The sequence below is a fragment of the Crateriforma conspicua genome (assembly GCF_007752935.1).
Taxonomy (GTDB): domain Bacteria; phylum Planctomycetota; class Planctomycetia; order Pirellulales; family Pirellulaceae; genus Crateriforma; species Crateriforma conspicua.
This window is the reverse complement of record NZ_CP036319.1, coordinates 6,331,927-6,353,341: the sequence shown is the minus strand read 5'-3', so window position 1 is coordinate 6,353,341 and position 21,415 is coordinate 6,331,927. Positions and strand designations below refer to the sequence as shown.

Sequence of the window (21,415 nt, the reverse complement as noted above, 5' to 3'; positions counted from 1 at the left end):
TGGGATTTACCTTTTGTCGATCGTCGAATTCGAGGTCCCGGCCGTGTGGACTTCGACGCCGCTGCCGTGTAGCAGCGTCCGAAGTTGGTCATAGCGGCCGGCCGCGTACGGCATGACTTGGACTTCCAGGCGTGGTTGCCATCGCCCACCGGGCAGCGATGTTCCCCAGGTCGCGACACGATCACGGATCGCCGCGGCCAGTTTCATCGTCGCGCTGTTGATGTCGCCGTTAGCGAAGCGAAACGTTTGTGAACGCGACGGATTGACGGTGTCGACCAACACGAATCGGTCGTGGTAGCAATGCATCGGAATCGGCCGAACGACTTCGGTTCCCCGCATTTGGGCGATCGCATCGGGCAAGGCCCAGTTGCGGCCCATTCGTTGCACCGGAGACTGTTGGGGCGAAAGGCTGGCCGATACCGATGGCGAAGCCGGTTGTGAAGGATCTTGGTCGGGGGGAGTTTCCGATGATGGCGTCGCGCCGGGACGCTGCATCGATGCGGCCGGTGACGCTGAGGCTTGGGCGTTTTGGCCAGACATCGTTGACGGGGTGGCACTGGCGACATCCGATTCGCCGGGCAACTGAAAGTTGTCACTTGCGTCGTTGCTGGATGGCGATCCGGTGTCGGATTGCGATTGGCTTTGCTGGGGCGATCCCAGTGAGGCCATGGAAGCATCGAAGGGCTGCCCGGCGGTGTCTTCACCGCTCCGTGCCAGCGACGGTGGATCCTTGGCGGCGCTGGAGCCATGGGTTTCGGCGGATCGACCATCGGCGGCTTGGCCACCAAGCAGGTCAGTCGAATCCGAACCGGCGATCGTCGCCGAGTCACGGGGAATGCTGTCGACGATTCGATCGATATCGGATCGGGTGTCGTAAGTGCTGGTGATCGAACCGGCGTGGGCGAAGTCTTGATAACCGCGGGCCTGGCCTTGGCGGTCAAGCTCGGCCGCCGATAAGACGGGCAACGGCTTAGCGGGCTTGGTGCTGGCCGCGTAGGAATCACCACCGCCGCTGTTGGGTCCGGATCCGTCGCCCCCGGATTCGGCGGTGGGGCCACCGCCGAAGTATGGGTTATCCACGGTGCCGGATCTGGAAACGCCCAACGGGCCGCCTCGGCCGCCGGATCGTCCCAGCCCCGCGTAGCGAACCCGTTGGCTGGCAACCGTGCGTCGGATTGCGACCTGCAACGCTTCCTTCAGCTGTGCGTCCGGGGCGGGGAACGCCAATTCGATATCGTCGGGAACCAATTCATAGCCGAATTGATCGTCCCAATCCTGCATCGCCATGCGAGCCAACGCGTACGTCTCGGTGCCATCGGGCCGAACGATCAGCAAGGGGTAGGGCGGGGCAGCATCACCGTAGTTCTGGGCGACGTGATAGCGAACCGCACGAAGTGCCGCGTCCAACGGGTTGGCGTCACGTGTGGTGTCAGCCATTTGCACCGGAGTGATGGTGACGCCTTCGGGCCAAATCGTGACGCCGTCGGCGGTGCATTCGACATAGATCGCACGGCGGTCGGTCCCGTTGGGACCCTTGTGTGGAACGATGACGACGCGTGGTTGTCCGGTCTCCAATTCTTCCTTCAGTTCGTCGACGGCCTGCTGTTCGTCTTCGATTTCTTCTTGCAAAAGGACCAGCGTTTCTTCGGCGATTTCTTCAACGTCCACCGTCTCGCTTGCCAATTGGACTTCATCGCGAAGTTTGCGCAGACGGTCTTTCAGTGCTTCGGTGGCCACTTCCAAATGCGTCAGCTCGTCTCGGCGGCGTTGCAGTTCGTCGGTTTGTTCTTGGCGAAACGAAACCAATTGCTTGGCACGGAACTGTTCGTCGGCGATCAATTGCGAAGCCGCCTTGGCGGTCAATGGGTGCGTCGGCGGTGGTGCGGGAGTTTCCTGCTTTTGCTGCGCAGTGGTTTTGGCTTCGCGGGCCACCAAAGCCAGCAATAGGATCAGTGTTCCCAGCGTGCATACCAGCACGGCTAAAAAGGGGAACAGCGTGGGCGAAATCGCGTTGCGTTTTCGCCGACTCATGCCGCACGACCGATTTGCGAAGGCATCTTGGTTCCCGGTTCAGCCATCCGAGCGGACAAAAAGTCGACGGCCCGGGCCAAAGTGCGAACGGCATCGGACATGGCGGCATGACGCTGGTCGGCATCGGCGGCGATGCCGATTTGTTGCTGGGCCATGGCCAGACGTTCCAGGTTGGCGTCCAAGGCACCTTGGGCGGTATGAAGCTTGTCGGTTTGGTGATACAGCAACGCCAATTTCTCGGTGTGCGAGATCAGGTCCTGCTGCAGATCGACCATCTTTTCATTGCCGCTGTTGAATGCGTGCAGTGATCCAGCGATCGCGTCGCTGTGGCGACGCAGTGTTTGCGATAGCGTGTTTTCGATCGCGTCGGCGAATCGGTCCGCGTCAGTTTCATGAACGCTTTTCCAATGTTCGTTGGCGACATCGATGGTTTGACGCCACAGATCGGTCTGGCTGGCCAGTGACTGGGCCACCGCGGTTCGAATACCGTCGCACAGGCTGACGATCAGATCGGTGGTGTTGCCTTCCTTGTCTTCGCTGGGCAGATGCGCTGACAGCAACGGCCCGACACGTTTGTCGATGGTGGCCAGCAAGCGTTGTTCGCTGCGTTCCACCGGGAACTGTAAGAAGATTGCGACGACCGACAGGACCAGCCCCAAGGCGGTCGTGTCAAAGGCGACATACAAACCACTCTTCAGTCGGTCGACCGCCGCGGCACCATCGGTGAAGTCCAGGCCGCCCAGGGTTTGGGTGATCCCGATCACCGTACCCAAGAATCCCAGCATCGGGATGGCCCAGACGATGATTCGGACCAGGCCGAACGAATCGTGCGATGCGTCGGCGTCACGTCCGGCCACTTCGCGTAAATCATCGGCCAAGTGGGCAGCGTTGCCTCGCAGCGATTGGCGATGCAGGACCTCGCGCAACCGTTGCACCAACAGGCTGTTGCGCACCGAATCGGGTAATTCAGCCAACGTTTCTGACCAACGCTGGGCGACGAACCGGACGTCGTGGCGGTCGCGGTAGCGATCGGTGGGCGATGCCTGGCCGACCGGCGGTAGTTCGGGCGTGAGGTCCGAATCGCGAATCGCCAGCGTGCGGCGGGTTTGGGCACGGACCTGGATTCCTTTGGCGACCAAGCTGGCCAGCGCCACGAAAAACAGAACCGTGGCGGCCACCGCGACGGCGTGCCCCAGGAAGTAACGCTGAATCGGGGCCCAGGGCAAGACGTAGGCGGCTGCGTAAAACGCCCCGGCGGCCAAAATGCCAAAGCAGATCGGCAACACGCCACCGGATTCGACCGGGGAATCGGGCAAATCATTGTCGTACTGTTCGGCTGACGCCTGAGAATCCTTTCTCACGCCGAAATCCCTTGGGTTTGGGGGGCTGCTGTTCGCGACACGGGGTCGGCCCGCATCAATTCGCACAGTTAATCGCTAGATCGACCACTACGACGGGTGAGCTTTATCCAATCGTTAAAGTTTGCTACCAGATGCAAGCCGAGTTGGCCGGACGGACGGTAGGCAAGCGGACACATAGCAGGAAGGTCGAAATGATGTCGAATCCAACACCGAAGTCGCAAATCCTGGGTGGCGCGATACTGATGGCCGTTCTGGTCAACACCTGGGCCACCAGCCAGCCGCCGAGTTATCGGGATGTTCGCTCGGCATCGGTCCCTGCCACGCCGCCCGATGCTGCGGGCGCGACAGCGACCGCCTGGAATGCTGATCCCCCGGCCGATCCCGTTGATTCGGATGACATCGAAACGGGGGCCTCCGGATGGGCGGGGGGCGGCGACTTGCCCGCTTCCTTGGGAGCTTCCGGGCACGCTGGATCGGCCGATCCCGCCGGTGTCCCGGTGGGGAATGTGATGCCACCAATATCGCCCGCCGGAGGGGGTCAGGCAGCTTCGCCGATCCATCGCGTCGCCGCATCGGGCGACTTTATCGGTTTTTCACACGGGGAGGGATCGGGAAGTCAGACAATCACGGTACTTCATACGGGAAAATCTTGGATGGCCGTGTATCATGTGGATTCGTCTGGGAAGATTTGGTTGCGCAGCAGCCGACCGATCGACGCGGACTTTTCGCTTCAGCTGAACGCTACATCGCCTTTGCCCGACGAGATTCGGCAGATGGAACGCCAAAACCGTTCCGGCAGCGGTTCTTAAGACCTGACCGGTTTCGCCGGTGGCCATGACGGTTGTCGGCCTCCTGGGGAAAGAGACCCGTCTGGGTTCGGGACTGCGGTGGACCGGTGGACCGGTGGAACAGGCCGACCGAAGAATCAGGACGGTCCCTGGGAACACGGTGATCGGATCGGCGGAGCGGAGCGAATGGGGACCCAACATCCCAAACTTTTCCAACGCACCCAAGCTGCCCCGCCTATTCGGAGCCACGTCGACGCATGGCCAACTATCTGTCACTCGAGGAAGCCGCCGCCAAACTAGGGATCCCCGCCGAGCGGTTGGTCGATCTACGCAGCCAAGGACAGGTTCGGGGATTTCGTGACGGCGCCAGCTGGAAGTTTCCCGATACCGAAATCGATCGGTTGGCCGACGATCTGGCCGATTCAGGCATGGGGTCGGGAATCCTGTGCGACGACGGCAGCAGCGGATCGTCGCTGGGATCCAAGCACGGCAGCGTTATCGGGGGTGACCAAGCCGGCGAAGAGGGCAGTGACGTTAATTTGACCGTCAGTCCCCAGGAATCCGAAGACAGCGACGTGGCTTTGGTGGCCGGCGGCAGCGATGTCAAAGCAAAGTCGTCCGCTGACACCGGAACCGGTTCGGGGCCGGAATTGCTGGACCTGGATGATTCGGATCTGCAGCTGGACGGCCCCGCTGTTGATCACGATTCCGCCGAACTTGAATTGGCGGCGGCAGACACACCCGAAACCTCGGGAAAGAAATCGGGCGAGAGCAGCTTGTTGGATTTGGACCTGGAAGAAGACAGCGCCGAAGCGATCATCGCCAGTGAAGACAGCGATCTGGATATCTTGGACGACGACAAGCCGGCACCTTCGGGAGCCAGCAGTTTGGAATTGATGTCCGATCTGGATGACGCCTCACAAAAAGCTGCCAGTGACAGTGGCGCCGATGTATTGAGCGAACTGGATCTATTGAGTGCCGAACAGGCCGGCAGCGGGTTGATTTCCGGGCTGGGCAGCGGGTTGGTGACCGGCAGCGATGTCGGATCGGGATCTGGAAAACCCAGCGACGACGCATTGGCCGACGACGACGACCTGGTCATCGCCGACGATGACGATGATCTGGTGATCGACAGTGCCGGCAGTGACATTTCCGTCGCGGGCGACAGCGGCATTAATCTAATGAGCCCGTCGGATAGCGGATTGTCGCTGGAAAGCGAGCCTTTGGATCTGGCCGGCAGCAGCATCAGCGCATTGGATTTGGGTGCCGAAATCGGCAGCGGCAGTGGCAGCGGAGCGTCGGACGACGCCGGTTCGGCCGTGGATTTTCAGGCTGATGAAGAATTCCAACTTTCGCCCTCTGGCATCGGCCTGGAAACCGACGAAGACAGCGGTTCGCAGGTCATTGAGGTCGAAGAAAGCGAAGTCGCCGACGCGGTGGATTTCGGCGACGGCGGCTTTGGCGGGGATGACGCGTTTGCCGAAGACGCTGGCGTGGTCGAAGAGCCCGTCGCATTGGGAGATACCGATGCGATGTCGTTGGACACCGATGACGTGGTCGCCCCGGCCGCGGGGACGGTATCGGCGGCACCGGAAATTCCGTTCACCATGTGGCAGGTTGCCTGCTTGGCGGGCCTGGCCTGTACTTTGGCCCTTTGCGGCATGATCGCAACGGATTTGGTTCGCAACATGTGGGCCTATGCCGAACCGGCGTCGCCGGTAAGCGGTTTGACCGACGCACTGATCGGTCTGTTGCGGATGAATCCCTGATCATCCCGCCCTTTTGTGGGTGACGGACTTTCGTTTGGGCCAGGCGGCAATGGTCTCAGGGGACCTTGACCGATCGAAGTCGGCTGTCTGATGAAAACATGGGCCCGGATGGCGGATCGGTTCGGCTCGATTGCCCCGGCGAACCGATCCGGCGTCTGGCCTATAGTAATGGGTGCAGAAGACAAGTTCGCTTTGGATGTTCAAAGCGTTCGAATTGGATTCGCATTCTGTCCCGCCTCTCGACATCGCTCATGCCGCCCCGTCCATCACGCCGCCGTTTTCTCGCGGTCGTCCCGTTTTGCTTTCTAGTCACCGCGGTCGTTCTGGCGGGCTGTGACAATGAGGCCTCGGTTCGCACCTACACGATTCCCACCACGGTGCCGCCCCAGCTGCAAAGCAGCCCGCAGCGGATGTTGGCGGTCATGGTGCCGGTCGACCAAGACGTCTGGTTCTACAAGATTCAGGGGCCGGCCGACGCGATCGGCGGCGTCGAAGCGGACTTCAAGGACTTTGTCAAAGCTCGGACGTATGTCGACAATGCTCCCGACCTTTCGGAATTGCCGGAAGGCTGGCGACGCGGCGGCGAAAAGCCCTTTCGCTTCGCGTCGATCGACATCAACACGCCGGACAAGCAACTGGATCTGAGCATTTCGAAGCTGACCGCCGGCGATGATTGGGACCAGTTTGTCGTGATGAACGTCAACCGTTGGCGTGGCCAAGTCGGCTTGCCAGACTCCGATGAACGTTGGGCCGGCGGAACAGCTTTCGATGTCGACGCCGTGGAATCCGACGCGGTCCTGGCCGATCTGGTCGGTGATGGGGATGCGGGAACGTCAGGTATGTCGATGCCGCCGTTTGCCGGCGCCACGGCATCGGGAAGTCCGGACAGTGGTGATCCACACGCTTCACTGCCGCCGGAAATGCGTCGACGCATCGCCGAGGGGCAGATGCCCGATCCGTCTGAAGGCCAGGCGTCCGGATCCGGCGAATCGTCCGAGCCAAAACAGGCGTCGGCCGACAGCGAAGCGGACAATCCGTCCAAGTTGAAATTCGAACGCCCCGAGGGATGGCGTGACGGTCGAATGAGCATGATGCGGATGGCCGCCTTTGAAGCCGGCGAAGATGATGCGAAAGCCGAAATCACCGTGATCACCGCCGGCGGTGACCTGCGCAGCAACGTCGCCCGTTGGCTGGGGCAAGTCATCGGCGGCCAGCCCACGGATGAAGCGGTGGACGCCGCGATGGACGCGGCCGATGATGTGACGGTTGATGGTCGCGACGGAAAGCGGTTTCTTTTGCGTGCCGGCGGTGAATCCGATCCGGACCAAATGGCAATCGATGCGGTCATTGTGCCGTTGGAATCAGGGTTCAGTCTGTTTGTCAAAATGACGGGGCCCGAATCCACGGTGATGGCGGAACGCGATTCGATGGGTTCGTTCGTCCAGTCGCTTTCGTTCTGAATGCGGACGATCCCGCCATAGAAATTCGATCGGTTTTTCGCCCGCAACTTCATCGTCATGTGAAAGGGGCTGTTTGCTGTTGTTCAGCGGCGGCCCCACAGATCGAATCCTTCCCACCCCCAACAACCGTCGGCTCGGTCCACGCCAAGTGACGGTTTCCATCGACCCATTGTCACCGGATCGAGATATCCATGGCCACGGCAAGCACCACCACAGCGCAAGCGTCAACGGCGACACGGACGGATTTTTCAGTCAGCGATGTTTTGCGACCGTTGGGGTCGTTGAAGGTCACCGTTGTCTTGTTTGCGGTGTCCCTGATCTTGGTTTTGGTCGGGACGCTGGCGCAAGACGAGATGAACATGCAGGATGTCAAAGAAAGGTACTTCCTTTCTTGGATCGCACCGCTGCATTTCGATGACTTCTTTCCCCAAGCATTCTTTCCGCACGAACAAGCAATCCCCGGCGTGCTGCCGTTTCCCGGTGGTGCGTTGGTCGGCGTGTTGTTGATGGTCAATCTGTTGGCGGCCAAGATCACACGATTTCGGATGCAGGCGAGTGGACGACGTCTGGCGATGGGGCTGGGATTCTTAGTGGCCGGGTTTGTCATCGCGGGACTGATCGTCGCTTCGGGACACAACAGCGATGGATTGCAGGGCGCGCCACCGATCACTTACCCACAGTTGTGGGGCGTTCTGATGGGTGGCATTGCGATGCTGGCCGCGTTTTGCGGTTGGGCGGCGACGACCGCGAACGGTCTGTCGGCGCGAGTGACATTGATTTTGGTTTCGCTGGTTCTTGTGGGCTTCATGGTCTTTGCAATCGCCACCGGCTATCGCATTGGGGATCCGGGACTGCGGATCGTTTGGCAACTGTTGAAAGGCGTCGGTGCGGGTGCGGTGTTGTTGGTGGGATGCCAAATGCTGTTCGGTCGCCAAGGCGGCAACGTGTTGCTGCACTTGGGAGTCGGCTTGTTGATGGTCGGCCAGTTTGCGTTCGGTGACCGACAATTGGAACAGCGTCTCAGTTTGGTCGAAGACCAGATGACCAACACCTTCGTCAACCTGGACGAAGTCGAATTGGTCTTCTTGACCGAATCCCAACAGCAGCAAAACGTCATCGCCGTTCCGGTGCAACGTTTGGCTGCGATCGAAGGCAGGGACACCACGTTCGATGATCCCGCCTTGCCGGTTCGAATCAAAGTCGTCGACTTTTTTGAAAACAGCAAGCTGATCGACGTCGAAGATTTGGGCGGTGACAACCCGGCGGATCAAGGGAATGGCCTGGACTTCGCCGCAACCGAATTGCCGAAAAGCGGCGGCGCGAATCCGGAAATGGATATCCCGGCTGCTTACATCGAATTGCTGGATGCCGACGGCGATCAGTCGTTGGGAACCTTCTTGGTATCCCAGCAATTGTCCGATTTGAACATGTTGTCACCGGGGACGACTGCTGACGATTTGTTCAACGAAATCACGGTCGACGAAACGATGTACAAGTTCGGCCTGCGTCTGCACCGCGAAGTCAAACCGTATTGGGTCAAGCTGGAAGACGTCCGGCGTGTGAACTATAGCGGCACCGAAACGCCCAGAGATTACAGTTCGTTCATTCGCATTGTGGATCCGGAAACGGGGGAAGACCGTCGTGAAAGGGTCTGGATGAACAATCCGTTGCGTTATCGCGGCGAAACGTTCTTTCAGTCCAGTTACACCACGCTGCGAAACGGCAAAGAACTGACCGGAATCCAGGTGGTGCGAAATTCGGGGTGGCTGATCCCGTATGTCGCCTGCAGCATCATCGCGCTGGGCATGGCGGCGCACTTTTGGGGAACGTTGGTGCGTTTTGTCCGGCGGCGTCGTCGCGAAGAATCCAGGAAACTGGCAGACGCCGATCCCTTTGATGATGCACTGCAAGGCGACGATGCCACCACCGTTTCGCCAAAACGCACGGGCGTCAAACCTTGGCCCACGTACGTCGCCTTGGCCGCCGTCGGCTTGTTCGCCGTGGCATGTCTGATTCCGGGATCACTGATTCAAAACGCATTGCGACCGGCCGAACGAGACCAGTCGGTCGACTATTTCGCATTGGGCAAAATGCCGGTTCAGTATGGCGGTCGTGTGATGCCGCTGGACGCTTACGCGCGGCAAACGGTCAAAGCGATGACCAATAAAGAATCGATTCCGGTGAAGGATCGTAAGGAAGTCCCGTTGAAGGGGGTTCCCGGTCAGATCGCCGCCAAAGTCGATGGCAAAAAGATGTCGGCGCTGCAGTGGTTGATGGAAGTCGCCATCGACAACCCGAACCTGTACGACTTGCCGATGTTCCGTATTGATGCGGACGAAGTGCTGGCGGAACTGGGCGGCCTGGATCGGCGGCCGACCAAGTTGTACTCCTATGATGAAATTGATCGAAACCGCGGCGAGGTTCGCAAGCAGGTTGAGGTCGCGTTTTCCAAGCAGCAAGACGATCCACAATCGCTGACGTTCAAGGAAAAGAAGCTGATCGAATTGGAGCTTCGCAAACGACGATTTCTGACCACCGCCGTCGCCTTTCGCAAACCCACCATTCGGCCGATTCCCGAAGAAGCTTTGCCCGAAGGGATCACCAAGGAGATGGCGGAACTGTTTGCCGTGCGACAGTTGCAAGACCAGATGCGGTCGATCCGACAGATGAATGCACCTCGCATCATTCCGCCGGGTTCGGGGCAAGCGGCCGACGCGATTGATCAGCCGGATTGGGATGCTTATGCACCGGTCGCTTTCGACGACATGGTGGCCAAGGCGACCGCCACCGACCAATCCAATCAACCGGTCGCCGATGCGTTCAGTGGGTTGATCGATGCCTACGAATCCGGTGATCCGATCGCGATCAACGAATCGATCGATGCCGCCTTGGCGGGCGTCGGTGCGTACCCCATCCCTGGTTACGTTTCAGGCCGTGTTTGGGTGGAGCGTTGGATGAACGCCGCGCATCCCAATTCGATTTCGATCGCGTTGTACATTTTGGCTCTGGTGTTGGTGCTGGGGCATTTCGCTTTCGGCGGCGATCGGCTTCGCAGGGTCGCCTGGGGAACGGTGTTGATTTCGTTCCTGGTTCATACCCTTGTCTTGGCCGCGCGGGTGTACGTGACCGGCCGCGCGCCGGTGATCAACCTCTATTCGTCCGCCGTTTTCGTCGGCTGGGGCGCGGTCCTGTTCGGTTTGGTGATCGAACGCGTTTTTCGTTACGGAACGGGAACCTTCATGGCGGCAATTGCCGGCGCGACGACGTTGCAGGTCGCGTACGGGTTGACATTGAATCCCGGCCAAGGCGATACGATGCCGGTTTTGCAAGCGGTGTTGGACACCCAGTTTTGGTTGTCGACGCACGTTATCAGCGTGGCGTTGGGGTACGTTGCCACGATGGTCGCCGGCGTGTTGGGAATCGCTTATTTGATTGCCGGTTGGATCGGTAAGGGGCCAGCGACGCTAAAAGAACTGTACCGCAGCGTTTACGGTGCGACCTGTTTGGGAATCCTGTTCAGCACCATCGGAACGATTCTGGGCGGACTGTGGGCGGACGACAGTTGGGGACGATTTTGGGGGTGGGACCCCAAGGAAAATGGCGCCTTGTTGATCGTGATTTGGAACGCGCTGATGTTGCATGCCCGGTGGGACAAGATGGTGGCCGGTCGCGGGTTTTCGGTGCTGGCGATCGCCGGCAACATCATCACCGCTTGGTCCTGGTTCGGTACCAACGAACTGGGCATCGGCCTGCACAGTTACGGGTTCACCGAAGGCACGATGTTTTGGTTGACCATGTTTTTCGTCAGCCAACTGGCGTTCATCGCGGCGGGTATCGCGTATTGGCCCAGTTCCAAGACCGCCAACGATTGACCCCCAGACGCTTTTGTGTGACGGCCGTCGCCGTCCGTTTGCGGAGGATCGGGGGCAGGGCGGTCGGTTATCGTGGTTGGCTGATCGCCGCGGGGGAACCGTCGTCCAGTGATCGGACTCGCGACAAACGCGCCGCGGGCGAACCGCCGTTGATCTCCGGTGCACCCGGTTGCAACCACTTCAGGATCGGACGCGTCGCCTGTGTCAGCGGCACCATCGGGCTTTGTAGCGGAGCGGCCAGATAGGCTAGTGCCGCCGAATCAAGCGGTCCGGTCGGGGGCAGCATCAGAAGGGGGCGACCCCCGACGCTGGCTAGCACGTCGGGCGGCAAGTAGGTTTCGATACGATTGCAGTTGCCGGTTGCCTGCATCGATCGTCCATTGATTTCGAACCAAGCCGAAAAGCGATCAAACCCGACGTCGCGTTGGCTGGCCCATTGGGGATCGATTTGGACGCCGAACTGATCAGCCAGCGGTGTCAGCAACGTGGCGGCGATGAATCCTCCGCCGTCGCAGGTGATTTGACCGGCAATGTCGTGTCGTTGGTCCGATTGCAATACGCAACGATCGAATCGGATTTCCGCGGTTCCGCCCATGCGGTGCGGAAGGTTTTCGGCAAAGGTGGCCAGGTCGATGTCGCTAAAGCGAGCACCGCTTAAATCGACAACCATGTCATCAAGGCCGGTCTCCAAAGCCATCATCCCGGCAAACTGGGCCGAATCACCCAGACGTTTCATCCACGGAATGAAATCGCTCAGCACACGACACGGCAGTTGGGCCGTGTTCGTGTTGATCCACCAATTCGTCGACGGCAACAGGCCGCTGCGATCACGCATGACGGTGGCTTCGATGATGTCATCGATTCCGTTACCCGATGCAGGCACCGCACTCGCAATCACTTCCACTGTTTGAGGGTGCGGTACGATTTGCGCATCGATATCCCGGAATGTGAAATCGCCCACGGTTAGACCGTCGACCAAAATGGTCGTCGGTGATTGGGTGTGCTGGCTTTGGCACAGGTATCGATCGTGAATCAGATACCAGGCGGCGGAGATTTGGTCATGGTGCAGTTTGGGCTGCACAATCCGAATCACCGTGCCCTGGTCGTTGCGTTGCCACGTCACTCGGTACAGATCCAGCACCGGCCGGCCGGTTTCGGGATGACGTAACTGGACGTCGGATAGTTCGATTCGATCCGGCGCCGCCCGATGAAAGTCGCCGATTTGGAAGTCCAGTCCGGTGTGAATTTCCAGATTCGATTCCAATGCCCGAATTTCACTGCGGTGGTACCAGGGCGAACGGCAGACAATGATGACGGCCAACGTAAGCAAGGTCGGCATCGCGCAGCATGCAACGAACAGCAAACGAGCCATGGCTCGACTGGTCCGTTCATGCATCCCGCACATCCTTTTGCGAAGCGGATTTTGACCGTGGAATCCTAGACACCGTGGCGGGATCGCCGATAGGGCATTTGGGCGAAAGAGATGATCTGGAGAAGCCTTCGTCGGCATTGGTTTTTATTCGGACTGGGATTCGCCTTTGCGATCGGGTTTGGTGCCGGTCCGAAGGCCGCTTGGTTGTTGGATTTGCCCTATTTGCGCAGCGGGTTCGTGTTCACGGTGATGTGGATCACGGGCCTGACGTTGCGTGGCGATGCGATCCGCCGCTGTGTGGCCCAGCCTTTGGGCGGCGCGATGGCCTGTGGGCTGAACATGATCATTGTTCCCGCACTTTGCTATGTCGCAGCGATTGTTTTGACCCCCGAATTGGGCGGTGGGTTGTATGTGGCGGGGCTGGCGCCGTGCACGTTGGCTTCGGCCGCGATTTGGACCCGACGTGCCGGTGGTGACGATTCGATTGCGCTGTTGACGACGATCGTCACCAATTTGGCGTGCGTTGCCGTGGTCCCGATCGGTTTATGGATCGGTTTGGGCTGTCAGGCGGAAATCCCCATCGTCGGCCAGATTCAGAAGCTGTTTTGGGTGGTGGTCGTTCCCCTGTTGCTGGCCCAGGCGACCCGACGATTGGGCGGGGCGGCGGCGGCGGATAACAATCGAGGGCTGCTGGCTTTTCTGGCCCAGATCGGCATTCTGGTCATGGTCTTTTTCGGTGCGATTGCCAGTCGGCAACTGATGGACCAGTCCGACCAGCCGATGAGTTGGTTCGCCGGGGCGATGCTGCTGATGACGATCTTGGCTGCTGCGACCGTCCACGTCGCGGCGTTGCTGGGCGGCATTCGCTTGGCAAGGTTGGGCGGTTTGTCCCAGGATCGCCAAATCGCCGTTGGGTTTTCCGGCAGCCAAAAAACGCTGATGGTGGGATTGCAGATCGCCATTGATTGTGGCGTCAGCGTGGTGCCGATGATCATTTACCACCTGTCACAGTTGTTCATCGACACATATGTGGCCGATCGTTGGGCCATCGCTCACGCCAAACACGGCGGAAACCAGCCACCTGATCCGACCGGATCCTTGTCGGGAAATTCGGGCCCCCCCAACGCTGCCCGAAAGAGGATGCCCACGGGAGATTCGATTCCCGGGAACAGAAATCCCGGCGGGGCTTGAACCGAAACCGTATTTCGGCGTATTCTGCGAGGCCCGGCGATCTGTACAAGGCCAGTGTCGCCACCCACGCCATTTGCGAATGAATTGAGCCATGAAAGACGGCATCCACCCGAAATATCAAGAAACCCAGGTCACCTGCGGTTGTGGTACCACGTTCACGACCCGCAGCACCCGTCCGGAATTGAAAGTCGACATTTGCAGCGAGTGCCATCCGTTCTATACGGGCAAGCTGAAGTACGTCGACACCGCCGGTCGAATCGATAAGTTCCAGAAGAAGTTCGCCGCGGGCAGCTACGGCAGCTTGGCGAAGCCGAAGAAGAAAACCGGCAAAAAATAGCGACCGCACGATCGAAATATCGACCAGCCGCAGGATCCGTTCACGGGAACCTGCGGCTTTTTTCGTGCAACCGATTTTGCCCCCACCATTAAGCTTCGCCGTCGGCCCACATGACCACCATCCGCGACACTCTGGAAGAAAAGCTTTCTCGATTCGAGAAGCTCGAAAGCGACCTGTCCGACCCAGAAGTATTGGCTGACGGAGCGCTGATGTCGGCAACCGCTCGTGAACATGGTGGGTTGGCCAGACTGGCCGGCAAGTACCGTGAATTCAAACGGCTGACCGACGAAATTCACGGCTGCCAGGAAATGGCCGAGGCCGCCGAGGATTCGGAAGAACGCGACATGGCGGAAGCGGAGATGGCATCGCTTCGCAAGCAACGCGAAGAACTGTGGGAAGAATTGCTGTCACTGACCGTCGGCGGCGAAGATTCCCACCGGACGCGTTGTGTCATGGAAATTCGTGCCGGCACCGGTGGCGATGAAGCAGCATTGTTCGCCCGCGACCTGTTCGACATGTATCGCCGCTATGCCGAGCAAAAGGGATGGAAGACGGAGATCATGGACGCCAGTCCGACCGAACGCGGTGGTTTCAAGGAAATCACGCTGACCTTGGAGGGCGAAAATGTTTTCCGCGACTTGCAATACGAATCCGGCGGGCACCGCGTCCAGCGTGTTCCGGAAACCGAAACCCAAGGGCGTGTTCACACCTCCGCCGCCACCGTTGCGGTGATGCCCGAACCGGAAGACGTGGAAGTCGCGTTGAAGCCCGACGATTATCGCGTCGACAAGTTTGGGGCCAGCGGTCCCGGCGGCCAGCACGTCAACAAAACGGAATCCGCGATTCGGTTGACCCACCACGAAACGGGAATCGTTGTTCAGTGCCAGGACGAAAAAAGCCAGCACAAGAACTTGGCCAAGGCGTTGCGGGTTTTGAAAGCGCGGATCTACGAAAAGAAACGCGAAGAGGAAGCGGCCAAGCAGGCGGAACAACGCAAAGGCTTGATCGGCTCGGGTGATCGCAGCCAGCGGATTCGGACCTACAATTATCCTCAAAATCGCCTGACCGATCATCGCATCAACCTGACGTTGTACAAACTGGATCAGGTGGTCGCCGGTGACGTTCAACCGGTCACCGACGCACTGATCGAATACGACCGCGATCAATTGCGTGGCGACATGATCGATTGATCGGATCAGCCGCGTTCTTTTGGGCGTTCATGCGGAACGACTGATCGGTCGGCCGTCCGACACTTGATGCGTTGCGATATCGTTTCCACGACCTTTTCCATCCACTGATTGCTCATGTCCCAAGAACCATGGACGGTACTGCGTCTGTTGGAATGGACGACCGATTTCTTTCGCAAGCACGGCAGTGATTCGCCGCGTTTGGATGCCGAGGTGTTGTTGGCCCACGCCCGCGAATGTTCGCGGATGGAACTTTACACCGCATTCAATGAAGAACCCGCCGAGCCACAGCGGGTGGCCTTTCGTGAATTGGTCCGTCGCCGGGGCGAAGGCGTTCCCGTGGCCCAGTTGGTCGGCTTCAAAGAGTTCTATTCGCTGAAGTTTCGTGTCGACGAACACGTGTTGATCCCGCGACCGGAGACCGAACACTTGGTCGTCGAAGCGTTGGATCTTTGCAAGTCGGATTTTGCCGGCACCGACCCCATTCGGATCGCCGACGTCGGCACCGGAAGCGGCGCGATTGCCGTTTCGTTGGCCAAGCACGCGGACAAGGCAAAGCTGACCGCCATTGACATCAGCGAACCGGCCTTGGAAATCGCACGCTGGAATGCCACACACCACGAGGTGGATGACCGGATTGATTTTGTCCAAGGCGACCTGCTGGATACCTTGGATGATCAGGCCGCGTTTGAATTGATTTGCAGCAATCCGCCGTACGTCAGCGAAGACGAATACGAAGAACTGTCCGAATCGGTGCGGCTGTATGAACCTGTCGAAGCCTTAGTGTCAGGGCCGACGGGCACCGAGACGATTCAGCGATTGATCGACCAAGCATCCGGACGCCTGGTCAGTGGTGGTGCGTTGTTGATCGAACTGAGTCCGATGATCGCGTCGCGTTGTTTGGAAATGCTGCAAGCGGCCGATGGTTTCAGCGACGCGCGGTTGGTCAAAGACTTGGCCGGTCATCAGCGTTTGCTGGTTGGACGCCGGCGCTAGGGCGATCTAAAGCCATCCCGCGTCGCGGTACCACTGTGCGGTTTCGTGGATCCGCTGCTGCAACGGTTCAGCAACGTGAAAACCACATTCCTGGCTGATCTTTTGGCTGTCGCAAGCCCACCCGCCGGCGCGGGCTTCGCGGATCTTGTCCAAGTTCAAGATATGCGGATGTCCCCGCAATCGTCCGAGGCCTTCGTTCAAAAATGCCATACCGTGGACCAGCGGCATTGGCACATTGATGGGCCAAGCGCGGGGTCGCGCGATGGTTCGGCCGACCATCCGTCCGAGTTCGCGGTAAGTGAACGGATCCGGATCGGCGGCAAAATAGCAGCCGGTCGTGTCGTCGCCGTCACGACAGCGGCGTCCACTTCGGGCGACGGCGATCAAGGCATCGGCTAAATCGGGGGCCGCGATCGCTGAAAACAAATGGTCCCCGCTGCCCGGCATCACGTGGATCCGCAACAACCGCATGGTTTTGAACAATTCCAAGCCGTCTTTATCCAGCGGGCCCAAGACGATCGGCGGACGCACGATGCTGACCGGCATTTGGTCAGCGAAGTTCCGGATCGCCCTTTCGCCGGCCAGTTTGCTGCGGCCGTAATCCGAAACCGGTGCAACGGGATCCGATTCACGTCGCGGACGCATGCAGGCGTTTGCACCGGAGTCGCAGGGGACGTTGGGGCCGGCGGCGGCCAGACTGGATACCGTGACCATGATCGGCGGTGACGCCTGGTCGGCACAGACGCGTGCCAGGTTGGCCGATCCCGTTTCATTGACCTTGAACAGTTCGTCGCTGTGGAACGCTTTGGTGCGACCGGCCAAATGAAAGACGACATCGATGTCCCGCAGCGCTTCTTTCAGCGACGCCGGATCATCCAAACATCCGATCACGTTTTCCGCTTGCGGGGCAAGGTGGCTTGTGTCCGAACTGGGACGCACCAAGCACCGGACGTCCAATCCTTGTTGCAATAAGTGTTCCACCAGATGGTGTCCAATGAAACCGCTTGCGCCGGTCACCAAAGCGTGCTTCATGTTTCCGTGGAATTCAGGTCGGTTGTCGCAGTCGCGGGTGTCGTTCAAACAGAAAACGCCGAATCAATGGGCGGTCCAGCCGCCGTCGACCACCATCAGGCTGCCGGTCGTGTAGCTGGCGGCGTCGCTGGCTAAATAGATCGCGGCGCCCTGAATTTCTTCCATCCGTCCCCAACGTTTCAAGGCGGTCGCACCGACGATTGATTCTTTGGCTTCGTCGGTTTCGGCGATCGGTTCGTTCATGGGGGTCAAGAACGGTCCGGGGCAAATGGCGTTCACTAAAATGTTATACGGAGCCAATTCCATTGCCAGGCTGCGGGTCAATTGAGTGACGGCACCTTTGCTGGTGGCGTATGGCGTTCGATCGGCCAGGCCGACGATCCCCAGGGTGCTGGCCAGATTGATGATGCGTCCGCTGCGTCGCATTTTCATGTGCGGGACCACCGCCTTGGACATCATCCACATGCCGTCAACGTTGGTTTGCTGGACACGGCGAAAATCATCGATCGTCAGCTGGTCTATCGAACCGCGGACGTTCACACCGGCGTTGTTGATCAGGATGTCGATCCGGTCCATCGCGTCCAATGCCGCCGCGACGCTGTCGTCCACGTCGCCCGCGTCGGTCACGTCCGCTTCGATGGCCAATGTCGGAACATCGTGGTCGGTGGCAATTTGTTGACTGGCGGCGGACGCTTCGTCCAAATTTCGGCTGATCAGAACCACGCCGCAGCCGGCCGATGCCAGGGCGTCGGCCATGGCTAGCCCAAGGCCTTTGCTGCCTCCGGTGATGACGGCTACACGATCGGATAGGTCAAACAGGCGTATGCCGGGCAACATGTCTAGTCGATGATTCGGGCGGTTCAACGGGCAAGGGGGCGGACGACGCCGGTCACGACGCTATGACGGTGCGAGAATTTGAATTTCTGGTTCGGACGACTTGTCAGTTTCAAATTCGGCGTGAAGCTTAAATCGAAAACAGAAAACTTACGCAAGAAGACACGAGAACGTGAAAGACTATACCAACCAGTACGACGCGCTGATTTTTGACTGCGACGGGACGCTGACGGATTCGATGCCGCTGCACTACGTCGCGTGGCGGGACACGATGGCGCGGCACGGGATCGAGTTCGCCGAAGATCGCTTTTACGGGATGGGCGGGATGCCCAGCGAGAAGATTGTCGCGACGTTGTCTGCCGAACAAGATGTCAGCGTCGATGCCAGCCACGTTGCCGTGACCAAGGAAGCGGCGTTCGTGGGCATGATCGACCAACTGGGAATGAAGGAAGACATCGTCGCGATCGCCCGCCACCATCACGGCCGAATGCCGATGAGTGTGGCCAGCGGCGGGACACGTCCGGTCATCGACAGGCAGTTGAAACAGATCGGGTTGGAAGGGATCTTCGACGTCATCGTGACGGCCGAAGACACCCAGCGTCACAAGCCGGAGCCTGATGTCTTTTTGAAGGCCGCCGAGCTATTGAAGGTCGACCCGACGCGATGTCTGGTGTTCGAAGATTCGCCGCTGGGGTTTGCCGCCGCCGAAGCAGCCGGCATGGACTGGGTCGATGTCCGCTAGGGGCCAGTGGTCAACACGGGCCAGCGATTCGCAGACCGTGGATTCACGGCCGGTCCGCGTTAGCCGTGCTTGCGAATCGCTTCGATGATTTTGTCCAGATCGTTTTCCACGGCGACCGAACCGTTACCGAATTTTGCTTCGGTCACACCGCGGCTGCCCAAGACTTTGTCGAACATTTCTTGATCGCCGGCGTGATAGGCGACCGTCGCGTTGGGGTCTTTCAGTTCGTGGCCGGTCAACACACAGACGACCCGATCGCTGGGGGCGATCACGCCTTCTTCGCGAAGCCGTTTGGCGCCGGCAACGCTGGCGGCCGACGCGGGTTCGCATCCGAATCCGCCGGCACCCACCTGAGCCTTGGCATCCAGAATTTCCTGGTCGCTGACCTTTCGAACGACGCCATCCATCACGTCCAGGGCCCGCAAGCATTTCTTCAGGTTCACCGGCCGATTGATTTCGATCGCGCTGGCGATGGTGTCGGCGCGAATGCCGTCCTGGTCCATCTTCTGGTTGTATTGGTCGATGGGGTCGGAATCGATTCGCCCCTCGTTCCAGCGGACGCCGCGGTTTTCAAACAGCTCGTACAGCGTTGCCGCACCGGCCGCGTTGATCACCGCCAACCGTGGGACGCGATCGATCAAGCCGTGTTCTTTCAGTTCCATGAAGGCTTTGCCGAACGCGCTGCTGTTGCCCAGGTTTCCGCCCGGAACAACGATCCAATCGGGGACTTCCCAGCGGAGCGCTTCAAGCACGCGATACATCACCGTCTTTTGGCCTTCCAGCCGGAACGGATTGACGCTGTTGACCAGGTAGATCCCCATTTCTTTGCTGACCTCTTTGACGCGGACCATTGCGTCGTCGAAGTCGCCGTGGATCTGAATGGTCAGTGCGCCGTAATCCAACGCTTGGCTCAGCTTGCCATAAGCGATCTTGCCGCTGCCGATGAAGATGACGGCCTTCATCCGTTGGGTCGCACTGCAGTACAGGGCCAGCGATGCCGACGTGTTACCCGTGCTGGCGCAGGCGGCACGCTGGGCACCGACCAAGCCCGCGTGGGTCGTCGCGGCGCACATGCCGTTGTCTTTGAAGCTGCCCGACGGGTTCATCCCTTCGTACTGCAGGTGCAGTTGACCGGCATTCAGGCCGACGTAGCGGCCCACCGCGTCGGTCTGTTGCAGCAACGTCTGGCCTTCGCCGACGGTGACCAACTTGTCTTGCGGGGCAAACGGCAACAATTCGTGGAAACGCCACACCCCGCTGAAACGGACCGGATCGTTGCGTCGTGCCCACATCTGTTCGAAAAACGCCAGAGAGCTTGGCAGGGCGGCACGGTCCCAGTCGTAGGCGATGTCCAAAAGTTCACCGCACTGCTGGCATGCTGTATGAATCGCCATCGCATCGTAAGTCGCCCCGCAAAGCGGGTTGATGCATCGTTGAAAGGCCAGGTCGGTTTGTGCGGCGTTGTGCTTTTCGGCGGAAAGCAACATGTCAGCGATCGATTGCGAAAAGGGGTGGACGTGCGAAAAACTAGACGGTCAAACGACTTCGTTTCCCACAAACGCGGAATTCAAGTCGGCAGAGCCCGTGGCAGGCCATTGAAACCGGCGGCGCGATATCTGCCGCAACCGCAACGGATTCCCGCTTAGAGTAGATCGGTCGAACGAGTTTGTCGCTAGATTCAGTGCCGGCAAACTTATGAAAATGTCGCGTGGCGATGTCGTAGACCGGCGGATTCCTCTGGGCATCCGGCGGTCGATTGTCGTACCGTGATTTCCATGGAAAACTGCATCAAAACAACGGATATGTCTTCCCAGCGACACACCGTCGAAGAACCGGCCCCCGTGGGCCAGTGGCAGCGTGTCAGCGTGCCGATCAGCCGCGTGATCGCGTATATCAGCCTGGCCGTGGTCGGCGGTGGCGTCGATTTGTGGACCAAGTCGGTGATGTTTGCTTGGCGTGGCTTGCCCGGCCAGCGGTCACCGTATTGGCTGATCGACGGGGTCTTCGGCGTTGAAACGGCCGTGAATTTGGGCGCCGTGTTCGGCATTGGCGCGGGCAAGGGCACCGCGTTCGCCGCTTTGTCGGTCGTCGCCGCGATCGGGATTTTGGCTTGGTTGTTCTATTTCGGCGCGGCCCGGTCCTGGTGGATGACCATTTCGCTGGGCATGGTCAGCGGCGGCATCATCGGCAATCTGTACGATCGATTGGGGCTTTGGTGGGACGCGTCGATGCCGATCGAATGGCAAAGCGGGGTCCGCGATTGGATTTTGTTCCGGATCCAGGGTGTGCCGTTCTTCGATCCGTGGCCGAATTTTAATATCGCCGATTCGCTGTTGGTGGTCGGTGCGGCGATGCTGATCTGGCAGTCGTTCACCGTCGACGTCCAGTCACCCGGCCAGGATGCCGATACGGCCAATGTGGAATCATAGGCGTCGATCCGGGC

At 59.5% G+C, this 21,415-nt stretch carries 16 protein-coding genes; 10 read left to right on the top strand and 6 right to left on the bottom strand.

The window, feature by feature from the left end:
* Positions 1-6: 6 nt before the first annotated feature.
* Both Mal65_RS23220 and Mal65_RS23215 read right to left on the bottom strand, forming a co-directional pair.
* Positions 7-2,031, bottom strand: coding sequence for a hypothetical protein (locus Mal65_RS23220; protein ID WP_145303287.1), 2,025 nt, complete (start codon positions 2,029-2,031; stop codon positions 7-9).
* Positions 2,028-3,392 carry a MotA/TolQ/ExbB proton channel family protein gene (locus Mal65_RS23215; RefSeq protein ID WP_165701485.1) on the bottom strand — a complete coding sequence of 455 codons (1,365 nt, stop codon included), beginning with the start codon at positions 3,390-3,392 and terminating at the stop codon, positions 2,028-2,030. The genes Mal65_RS23220 and Mal65_RS23215 overlap by 4 nt, the downstream gene beginning before the upstream one ends.
* Positions 3,393-3,583: 191 nt before the next feature.
* Here Mal65_RS23215 and Mal65_RS23210 point away from each other — a divergent pair, with 191 nt between their 5' ends.
* The 4 genes from Mal65_RS23210 to Mal65_RS23195 all read left to right on the top strand — a co-directional run bounded on the left by Mal65_RS23210 (position 3,584) and on the right by Mal65_RS23195 (position 11,281).
* A complete protein-coding gene (locus Mal65_RS23210) occupies positions 3,584-4,201 on the top strand; it encodes a hypothetical protein (protein WP_145303281.1) in 618 nt (205 codons plus the stop codon).
* A gap of 236 nt (positions 4,202-4,437) precedes the next feature.
* Positions 4,438-5,949 carry a helix-turn-helix domain-containing protein gene (locus Mal65_RS23205; RefSeq protein ID WP_145303278.1) on the top strand — a complete coding sequence of 504 codons (1,512 nt, stop codon included), beginning with the start codon at positions 4,438-4,440 and terminating at the stop codon, positions 5,947-5,949.
* Between the two features lie 251 nt (positions 5,950-6,200).
* Positions 6,201-7,409, top strand: coding sequence for a hypothetical protein (locus Mal65_RS23200; RefSeq protein WP_196784393.1), 1,209 nt, complete (start codon positions 6,201-6,203; stop codon positions 7,407-7,409).
* A gap of 191 nt (positions 7,410-7,600) precedes the next feature.
* Complete coding sequence (locus tag Mal65_RS23195) at positions 7,601-11,281, top strand: cytochrome c biogenesis protein (RefSeq protein ID WP_145303275.1); 3,681 nt, start codon at positions 7,601-7,603, stop codon at positions 11,279-11,281.
* A 67-nt stretch (positions 11,282-11,348) separates the two neighbouring features.
* Here Mal65_RS23195 and Mal65_RS23190 read toward each other — a convergent pair whose 3' ends face one another.
* A complete protein-coding gene (locus Mal65_RS23190; RefSeq protein WP_145303273.1) occupies positions 11,349-12,620 on the bottom strand; it encodes a hypothetical protein in 1,272 nt (423 codons plus the stop codon).
* A gap of 144 nt (positions 12,621-12,764) precedes the next feature.
* Here Mal65_RS23190 and Mal65_RS23185 point away from each other — a divergent pair, with 144 nt between their 5' ends.
* From Mal65_RS23185 to prmC, 4 genes are all read left to right on the top strand, one after another.
* Positions 12,765-13,844, top strand: coding sequence for a bile acid:sodium symporter family protein (locus Mal65_RS23185; protein ID WP_145303270.1), 1,080 nt, complete (start codon positions 12,765-12,767; stop codon positions 13,842-13,844).
* Between the two features lie 91 nt (positions 13,845-13,935).
* Positions 13,936-14,181, top strand: a complete 246-nt coding sequence (gene rpmE / locus Mal65_RS23180) for a 50S ribosomal protein L31 (RefSeq protein ID WP_145303267.1) — start codon at positions 13,936-13,938, stop codon at positions 14,179-14,181.
* A 110-nt stretch (positions 14,182-14,291) separates the two neighbouring features.
* Entirely contained in the window at positions 14,292-15,371 is a 1,080-nt protein-coding gene (gene prfA, locus Mal65_RS23175) for a peptide chain release factor 1 (RefSeq protein ID WP_145303264.1), read from the top strand.
* Positions 15,372-15,485: 114 nt separating this feature from the next.
* Positions 15,486-16,364 (top strand): peptide chain release factor N(5)-glutamine methyltransferase, encoded by an 879-nt coding sequence (gene prmC, locus Mal65_RS23170; protein WP_145303262.1) that lies wholly within the window; start codon positions 15,486-15,488, stop codon positions 16,362-16,364.
* Between the two features lie 6 nt (positions 16,365-16,370).
* Here the strand turns inward: prmC and Mal65_RS23165 are convergent, their stop codons facing one another.
* Together Mal65_RS23165 and Mal65_RS23160 are read right to left on the bottom strand one after the other, a co-directional pair.
* Positions 16,371-17,396 (bottom strand): NAD-dependent epimerase/dehydratase family protein, encoded by a 1,026-nt coding sequence (locus Mal65_RS23165; RefSeq protein WP_145303258.1) that lies wholly within the window; start codon positions 17,394-17,396, stop codon positions 16,371-16,373.
* Between the two features lie 63 nt (positions 17,397-17,459).
* Complete coding sequence (locus Mal65_RS23160; protein ID WP_145303255.1) at positions 17,460-18,233, bottom strand: SDR family NAD(P)-dependent oxidoreductase; 774 nt, start codon at positions 18,231-18,233, stop codon at positions 17,460-17,462.
* A gap of 169 nt (positions 18,234-18,402) precedes the next feature.
* Here Mal65_RS23160 and Mal65_RS23155 point away from each other — a divergent pair, with 169 nt between their 5' ends.
* Positions 18,403-18,972: an HAD family hydrolase gene (locus Mal65_RS23155; RefSeq protein ID WP_231131226.1), complete on the top strand. Its 570-nt coding sequence runs from the start codon at positions 18,403-18,405 to the stop codon at positions 18,970-18,972.
* Between the two features lie 59 nt (positions 18,973-19,031).
* On the opposite strand, the gene thrC is transcribed toward Mal65_RS23155, so the two are convergent.
* Complete coding sequence (gene thrC / locus Mal65_RS23150) at positions 19,032-20,459, bottom strand: threonine synthase (protein WP_145303252.1); 1,428 nt, start codon at positions 20,457-20,459, stop codon at positions 19,032-19,034.
* A gap of 315 nt (positions 20,460-20,774) precedes the next feature.
* Between thrC and Mal65_RS23145 the strand changes: the two genes are divergently transcribed.
* Positions 20,775-21,401, top strand: coding sequence for a signal peptidase II (locus tag Mal65_RS23145; protein ID WP_174820231.1), 627 nt, complete (start codon positions 20,775-20,777; stop codon positions 21,399-21,401).
* The last annotated feature ends 14 nt before the right edge of the window (positions 21,402-21,415 follow it).